Consider the following 7,695-nt stretch of genomic DNA (forward strand, 5'->3'; position numbering starts at 1 on the left):
TAAGCGACAGGGTGGAGGGGGAAGGTCAGAACTCGATGAGGACCTTGCCGGAAGCAGCGGAGTCCTTCGCCGTCGCGAATGCCTCCACCGCCTCGGTCGCGGGGAGCACGTGCGTGATGACCTGGGAGATCGAGGGGTGGGCCGCGAGCATGTCGACGGCCTCGTCGATCTCCGTCGAGAAGCGGAACGTGCCGCGCAGCTGGACTTCCTTCGACACGAGCGGCGCGAGGTTCACCCCGATCGCGGTGTCGGCGAGCATGCCGACCTGGACGACGACGCCTGCGCGGGCCGCCGACGCAACCGCTTGCGTTAGCGACGCGGGCGCACCCGAGCACTCGAACACGACGGGGTAGGAGGTCGTCGGGACGTCGTCGCGTCCGATGAGGAACGTCTCGTGGGCGCCGAGCGCGCGGGCTCGTTCGAGGGCGGATTCCTGGATGTCCCCGACGGCCACGTGTTCGACGCCGCGCGCGGCGAGCGCCGCGACGATCAGCAGGCCGACGGGGCCGGCGCCGAGCACGAGCGCGCGATCACCGAAGTCGCTGTTGGCGATCGTGAGCGCGTGCAGCGCGACGCCGAGAGGCTCAGCGAGCGCGGCGTCCCGCAGTGACAGGCCTTCCGGCAGCCTGCGGAGCATGGGCTTTTCGACGAGCACGTACTCCGCGGCGGCGCCCTGTCGGTGCGGGAAGTCCGCGGCGCTGCCGAGGTAATCGCCGCCGGGCCACAGGTGCGGCCGGTCCGCGATGCCGTCCACCGGGGTGCCGTACCGCGCGGGGTGCACGGTCACCGGCGTGCCCTTCGCCCACTCGCCACTCGGATCGGCTTCGACGATCGCGGAGAACTCGTGACCGGGTGCGAAGGGCTCGCGGACCAGGTTCTCCCCGTTCTTGCCGTGGAAGTAGTAGTGCAGGTCCGAACCGCAGATGCCGACGTACCGCACGCGCAGCAGCACCTCGCCGTCGGCGGGTTCGGGGACGGCGACGTCCTCGAGGCGCATGTCCTCGGCGCCGTGGATGAACAGGCCTTTCATCGATGATCAGCTCCAGGAGGTCGGCGGGGGAGGCTCAGCGGGAGGCGGCGACGTCGGCTGCCGCAGCGCGCGCACCGTCGCGGATGATGAGGGTGAGCAGGTCGGCGACCCTGGCGGTGAAGGCATCCTGCTCGGCGAGGGCGTCCGGGAAGAATCCGCCGTTCATGATCCGGCGCACGTGGTCGGGAACGGTCACAGCGCCGTCGACGGCGGCGGCGAGCCGGTCGCGGGCGGGTTCGACGATGCGCTCGGCGAGCGGATCCGGGGTGAAGCCCGTCGGCGGGGCGACGCACGCGATCCACGCGGCGGTGCACAGCGCGAGGTGGTGCGGCATGTCGCCGCGCCGGAGGTGGAGCAGCGCCGCGTCGGGGATGCGCTGGAGGAGCTTGACGGATCCGTCGGTGCCCACCTGGGTGGTCCCATGCCCGATGAGCGGGTTGCGCCACCGGGCGTCCAATTCGGACACGTACGCGTCAGCGTCGAATCCGGTGGGCGGGGTGAACGTTGGAAGGTAGTCGTCGGTGATCTCGTTCAGGACCGCCTCGCGCACGAAGTCCTGTCCCCACGCCACGTCGATCGTCGGCGCGCCGGAGAGGATTCCGAGGTAGGCGATGAGCGAGTGCGATCCGTTGAGCAGGCGCAGCTTGACCATCTCGTACGCCTCGAGCTCGTTCGAGAACGTCGCGCCGGCCAGATCCCAGGCGGGACGGCCGCCCGCGAAGTCGTCCTCGAGAACCCACATGGTGAAGTCCTCGGCGGGGACCGGACACAGGTCCTTGACGCCGAGCAGATCCGCGACGAGACGTGAGTGCTCGTCGGTCGTCTTCGGCACGATGCGGTCGACCATCGCGTTCGGGAACGACACCGACGAGGACACGAAGGACAGCACGTCGTCGCTCACGCCTGCCGCCTGCAGGAACTCCTCGACCACGGCGCGCGTGACGTCACCGGAGGACTGGAGGTTGTCGCAGGAAAGGACGGCGAACGGCTCACCCGAGGCGGCGCGCTTCTCGAGACCGCGGGCGATCATGCCCACCGCGGTGCGCGGCGTCGAGCCTGCCGGCAGGTCCGCGGCGACGTCGGGGTCGTCGAGCGCCAGCCTGCCGGTCGCGGGGTCGCGCGTGTAGCCGACCTCGGAGACGGTGAGTGTGACGATGCGGTGCGCCGGATCCGCGATCGCGTCCACGACCGCGGCGGGGTCCTGGGCAGCTACGCCGGTGTTGCGGTGGACATCGACCACGCCCGCCTCGACGCCGTGTTCGGAGAGCTGGAGGATCGAGTAGACGTTGTCCTGGGCTCGCATCGGAGCTACGACCCGCTCCGACGAGTGCGCGAAGCCGCGGATGCCCCAGTCGCCACCGGCGGCGGCCATCGCCTGCGCAGTGTAGACCGCGCCGTGCGCGCGATGGAAGTTGCCGAGGCCGAGGTGGACGATTCCCGTCCGGTCCGGGGCGGACGCTCCGAGGAGCGATCCTGCGGGCACGCTCTTCCGGCCCAGTGGCTGTGTCATGACGTCTTTGTCCTTCCACGACGTACAAGCTGTGGTCCAGCACTACCGCGCATTGCGTTTCACATTGCGAACCGACCGTTTTGTATGTTGGACCATAAGCTAGACTCGCGTTGAGCGCGATGCAATATCGACCGGGACGACAATGGAGCCATGGAGACCGAACCCACATCGGAGACGCCGCCCGTCACGAGCCTCGACCGCGCACTCGTCGTGCTCGAGACGGTTGCGACAGCGGGCCCCGAGGGACTCGCGCTCGGCGAGATCGCGGCACGCACGGGAATCAACAAGGGGTCGGTCCACCGGCTGCTCCGTGGCCTCGCGCACCGCGAATACGTGGCGCGCGACGGCGAAGACCGCAACTACGTCCTCGGCGAGGCGCTCAGGCGGATCGTGCGGACCTTCGGTGCGGACGACAACCTGCCGCTGCTGTTCCGGCCGCTGCTGCTCGAGCTGTCGCGCCGGACGGAGGAACTCGTCCACCTCGGCGTGCTCGACGGACGCCGCGTCGTCTATCTCGACAAGATCGAACCGGAGCGCTCCGTCCGCGTGTGGTCGCGTGTCGGTCGACGCGCGCATATCGCGAGCACGGCACTCGGACGCGCGCTCATCGCCGCGGCTCCCCCGAACGATTCACTCCTGACCAGCTACGCCGAGGAAGCCGACCCCGACCACGCGCACCCCACGCTCGGCGACCGGTTCCGCGACGCGGTCGACGCCGCGCGCACGCACGGATGGGCGATCGAGAACGAGGAGAACGAAGCCGGGATCGCCTGCGTCGGCATCGCCCTCACGTCCACGACCGCGCAGGACGTCGCGATCAGCGTCACCGGCCCCGCCGAGCGCATGACCACCGACCGCCTCGCCGAGATCGGCGCCCTGCTCCGCGAACTCGCCGCCGACCTCGCCCCGGAGGAGTACACCCTCACGCCGACAGCGGGGTGACCGAGCGCGGGACGCCTCGCGGCCTCAACGGCCGCCTGTCGTATCGAGCCGTACGGTTGAGTACTGGGATCGATCCAGGGCACCGGCCTGCGCCAACGGTGGCGTCGACATGTCCGACCACCGGTGGCCACCGACGTTGAGCCGCCGTCCTCGATCCGTTCTCCTTCGTGATCGCGATCGCTCTCACCAGCTCCCCGAGCTGGTCACCATCACTGGACCGCGGTCATCAACAAAGGCGCGCGGTGGCGCCACGTCCTCTCACCAGCTCCACGAGCTGGTCACCATCGCGGGCGTGATGATCCGTTCGCTAACCGGGTGCGGGCGTTGGAGCTCTCACCAGCTCCATGAGCTGGTCACCATCACAGGGTTCGCTGATCCTTGGTGGTTACCGGTGGCGGGTACCTCTCACCAGCTCCGAAAGCTGGTCACCATCACGGGTTGACCTGCGTCAACTGCCGCGACGCGGGGTCAACGCTCTCACCAGCTCCACGGGCTGGTCACCATCACGGGGCGCGGAACTGGGTCTTCCACTCAGCCGGAACCACCTCTCAACAGATCTACGAGTTGGTCGCCACCACAGGCACCAGTAGGTGTGAGCATCGACGTTAAGATCAGAGCCCGCCGGTCGCTATCTTGGGAAGTGCCCCAACAAAACGTGGCGGCTCCGCAGCAAGGTGTTCCATGCGGAATGCGGGGTCTTTGTCGGTGGGTAGGGCGGTCTTCGAGCCGCACGTGGCCGGATCACCGAGGGTCCTGACCCGATCCCCAGTGTTCGGCATCGAGCCGGTATGCCTCCTCCCGCAACAGGTCACCGTCTTCATCGTGCGGCACCACCGGGACGCTGTCCGCGCAGCTGACGTTGTGACCAGGCATGTTGTTCACAGCCGTGCACAGCACTGGCACGTCCTCAGCCTCTTCAGGAATCCCCGGCGTCGAGCAGTCTTCGCCCGTGCTCCACCGCAACGCACCACTGTCCGTCGAAGGCCGCCGACGTTTGGTCGAACGATGTCGTACACGGCCGATCGCGCACGTCGCCGAAGAGATGGGTATCTCCTGGGCGCATCAAAGTGGGTCAACCGATGGCGCAGACACGGCGAGGTCGGCTTGCTGGTCGGATCCTCAGCACCACGCCATCAGCCGATCAGCACGCCACCGGAAGTCGTCGAGAAGATCGAAACGATGCGGCGGGAACACAAATGGTCCACAGCACGTATCACGTTCGAACTCGACGAAGTCGGCACGAGGATCAGTCGTCGCAACGTGTCCCGGATACTCGCGCAGCTCGGCCTGAACCGCCGCCGGTTCATCGACCCCGACGGTGACTCGAATCGAAAGCCGCAGACGATCGTCGCGAAACGGCCCGGGCACATGATGATCCACGTCAACGTCAAGAAAGTCGGGCGAATCCCCGACGGTGGTGAATGGCGCACCCACGGCCGCGACTCCGACCAAGCAGCAGCCGCAGCACGTTCCAAGACCACCAACGGAAACGCGGCTACGTGCACCTGCACTCCGCCGTCGATGGGTTCACCCGGATGGCCTTTACCGAGATCAACAGCACGAAACACAAGCTCTTCAGCTTCGCTCGCGGACGCATCGTCGCCATCCCGTTGCTGACCAGGGACGTTGTCCGACACCGTGCACGACGCTGTCGACACAGCACCATCGTCGCCGGCCACGCCAATGGCCGTCTGCACTTCAGTGTTGGACGGGGTCCCTGCCGAAGAGATCGCCTGCAGTAGACCCGGGCCGACCTCCGCCCAGCCGATCAGCAGCAACGGACCCACCGCATCGAAGGCGGCCTTCCGAACTGGCCAGCGCAGATCGGCTCGGCCACGTTCAACGCGAGCGTCACCAGCGACGCGAACAGCAGCAGCCGCCGCGCCGGGCGTAGCTGCTCCGGCGGCGCACCGCGCAGGCCGAGGTACCGCGTACCCAGCAGCAACCCAAGCACCGACAGATCGACCGCCGGAGCCACCAGCGGCGCCACGTACATCGGCACCCCCAGCCGCAACGCAAGGCTCAGGACGTTGCCGAACCCGAACAGGAAGGTCAACGCGATGACTGAACCCATGATCACGGTCACCACCCGCTCCACTGGATCCCGGGAAGCCCGCATCAGCTCCTCCACCTAGGCTCGGACCACTGAAGACAGCCGGGGATGACCAGCCATCCACAGGAGACCAGTGGCCAGAGGCGGGACCTTCTGCATGGCTCCCTGCCGAGGACCCAGACCTGCGACCGCACGACTTCGTCGGGCCACGCCGAGAGCATTCCAAGTACACCGCGAATGGAGCTCGCTCTTTCGATCCGGCCTCACCTCCCTTTTCACCGCGCTTCGCGCGACGCTCCATGGCGAGCGGGACCTCAACCCGAATCAGCAGGTCACGAGGCCCGGCAACTGGTGTGATTGCTGCGTGTGTCGCACCTCAGGCTCGAACGCACACTGGACACTGCCTTCAGCTACGGCTCGTACCGGAGCCACTACGCGGTAACCACAGCACGGCCCGCTCGAAAAAGGTGGGGATTTGGTGCAAGTCTCGGACACAGAATTACCCCATAGTAAGGGGTCTTGTCGCTGGTCAGGCTCGGTCGGATGTCACGACCGAGCCTGACTTGTTGTAGACGATGATCAGATTGTGCTCTCGCAGGAGCCTGGCAGTCTCTTCGGGTTGACCATCGCAGGCGAGGACCGAGTTGGGGAGCTCGGATGCGACCTCCGCGAGCAAGTGGTCTTCGCGGACATAAACACTCTTGGGCTGATCCGGTGTGCGCTGCTGGCTGCTGGTGTGTCCATGACGGCACCGGTAACCGGGACGCCGGTTCACCCAGTGCGCATCCATACGGCGATGACAGATCCCGCACCGCAGGAGACCCGCGAACCGGTACGTACGGGTCGTACCGTCACCGGCCGGCCGCGCGGACCGGATGGCCTGCACCGCCACGAAGTCAGCTTCGCTGACCAACGCCGGATGCGTGGCCCGTGTCGAGATCACCCACTCCTGTGGCGTGCTCCATAAATGCAGCTGCGAGTCCTCATCATTCGTGGCGCGGCGGGCCTGCTGGCGATTCCACACCTGGCGACCGGTGTAACGCGGGTTGGCCAGGATCGACGCCACCGTCGGCACCGTCCATGCCTGGCCGGCACGGTGCGGACTCCGGTCCCGGTCAACTCCCGACGGACAAGGCACATGTTGATCATTGAGAGACCGAGCAATGCCCGAGATACTCCTGCCCTCCCCACGTTGCGCGAACATCCAACGCACATACGGTGCCGTAGCAGGATCAGGTTCCAATCGCTGCATCCGCCGCCCCCCACCGTGCGTGCGCCTGATTCGGGTGCGGGCCAGCATCGACAAGCCGGTACCCATACGGCGGCCGACCACCAAGATAACGCCCCTGATCACGAACCTGAGTACACATCGCCGCCAGCACCCGATGCCGAGCCCGAAGAACCTCCCGCTGAGACTGGGCACCAAGCATGGTCATCAGCGCTTGGTGATGGGGATTGTCGGCCTGGAAGGGCCCGCCAGCCTCCGGGAACCACACCTGCACTCCGTGACGCTCAAAAAGCGGCAACATACGGGCAAACTGAGTGTCGCTGAAGGCACGCTCATACTCACCGACCACGATCGCATCGAAACCGCGATCCGGATCGCCGAGCGCCGCCAACAGAGCTGCGGCTCGCGGACGCCCCGCCCACGGCAAGCGACGGGAACATCCAGCGTCGAAGAACTCCGCCACAATGACACCGTGCCCGGCGATGGTGTGCTCTGCCGCCTCCCGTTGCCAGGAAGCCGAGGTCACGCGGTGCTGGTGGCGGCGTGTGGAAGTACGACCATAGAAAGCGAACCGAACCCCGCTACCGTCACGACCGGGCGCACGCCCCGCCGTTCGGCGACGGGCGTGCTCGACCCAGGCGCCAAGCACATCCTCACCGTGCTGGAGATGTGTAGTCGTCATGCTGATCACTTCCCACCTATGAGACCTTCTCCAGGGAGACGAGACGAGCAGTGAACAGTGACGGCCATACACGCTACTGCCACCCATTCAGCCCATCCACGACCAAATCTCGGGTGGGGAGACCCCTCTTTGTCAGGATGAGATGAGACACCTGGTGTGAGTGCCGGGTGCCGGAGCGAGGGCGGGATCGGAGATCCTGATAGACGTGTCCACTTCATCCGACAGGCCCGGCAAGCCGGCTCAGCAGCCT

Annotated in this window: 6 protein-coding genes and 1 pseudogene; 2 read left to right on the forward strand and 5 right to left on the reverse strand. The window is 66.8% G+C overall.

Features of this window, described 5'->3' with window-relative positions; all coding sequences use genetic code 11:
• Window positions 1–25: 25 nt before the first annotated feature.
• On the reverse strand, window positions 26–1,030 hold the full coding sequence (locus E1288_RS45505) for an L-idonate 5-dehydrogenase (RefSeq protein WP_132495471.1): 1,005 nt from the start codon (window positions 1,028–1,030) through the stop codon (window positions 26–28).
• Between the two features lie 34 nt (window positions 1,031–1,064).
• Window positions 1,065–2,540 carry a mannitol dehydrogenase family protein gene (locus E1288_RS45510; protein WP_132495473.1) on the reverse strand — a complete coding sequence of 492 codons (1,476 nt, stop codon included), beginning with the start codon at window positions 2,538–2,540 and terminating at the stop codon, window positions 1,065–1,067.
• A 150-nt stretch (window positions 2,541–2,690) separates the two neighbouring features.
• On the opposite strand from E1288_RS45510, the gene E1288_RS45515 reads away from it, so the two are divergent.
• Both E1288_RS45515 and E1288_RS49600 read left to right on the forward strand, forming a co-directional pair.
• A complete protein-coding gene (locus E1288_RS45515) occupies window positions 2,691–3,482 on the forward strand; it encodes an IclR family transcriptional regulator (RefSeq protein WP_132495475.1) in 792 nt (263 codons plus the stop codon).
• A 949-nt stretch (window positions 3,483–4,431) separates the two neighbouring features.
• Window positions 4,432–5,032, forward strand: a pseudogene (locus tag E1288_RS49600) (helix-turn-helix domain-containing protein); the annotation flags it as partial.
• A 218-nt stretch (window positions 5,033–5,250) separates the two neighbouring features.
• On the opposite strand, the gene E1288_RS45525 reads toward E1288_RS49600, so the two are convergent.
• From E1288_RS45525 to E1288_RS49610, 3 genes are all read right to left on the reverse strand, one after another.
• Complete coding sequence (locus tag E1288_RS45525) at window positions 5,251–5,601, reverse strand: hypothetical protein (protein ID WP_328592578.1); 351 nt, start codon at window positions 5,599–5,601, stop codon at window positions 5,251–5,253.
• A gap of 463 nt (window positions 5,602–6,064) precedes the next feature.
• Window positions 6,065–6,853, reverse strand: coding sequence for a recombinase family protein (locus E1288_RS49605; protein WP_328592579.1), 789 nt, complete (start codon window positions 6,851–6,853; stop codon window positions 6,065–6,067).
• Entirely contained in the window at window positions 6,768–7,289 is a 522-nt protein-coding gene (locus E1288_RS49610; RefSeq protein ID WP_235884282.1) for a recombinase family protein, read from the reverse strand. The genes E1288_RS49605 and E1288_RS49610 overlap by 86 nt, the downstream gene beginning before the upstream one ends.
• Window positions 7,290–7,695 lie beyond the last annotated feature (406 nt).

Source organism: Saccharopolyspora elongata, assembly GCF_004348985.1.
GTDB lineage: Bacteria > Actinomycetota > Actinomycetes > Mycobacteriales > Pseudonocardiaceae > Saccharopolyspora > Saccharopolyspora elongata.

Coding starts and splice junctions, on each gene's coding strand:
- E1288_RS45505 (WP_132495471.1), bottom strand. CDS start 1,030: ATGAAAGGCCTGTTCATCCACGGCGCCGAGGACATGCGCCTCGAGGAC.
- E1288_RS49605 (WP_328592579.1), bottom strand. CDS start 6,853: ATGGGTACCGGCTTGTCGATGCTGGCCCGCACCCGAATCAGGCGCACG.
- E1288_RS45525 (WP_328592578.1), bottom strand. CDS start 5,601: ATGCGGGCTTCCCGGGATCCAGTGGAGCGGGTGGTGACCGTGATCATG.
- E1288_RS45510 (WP_132495473.1), bottom strand. CDS start 2,540: ATGACACAGCCACTGGGCCGGAAGAGCGTGCCCGCAGGATCGCTCCTC.
- E1288_RS45515 (WP_132495475.1), top strand. CDS start 2,691: ATGGAGACCGAACCCACATCGGAGACGCCGCCCGTCACGAGCCTCGAC.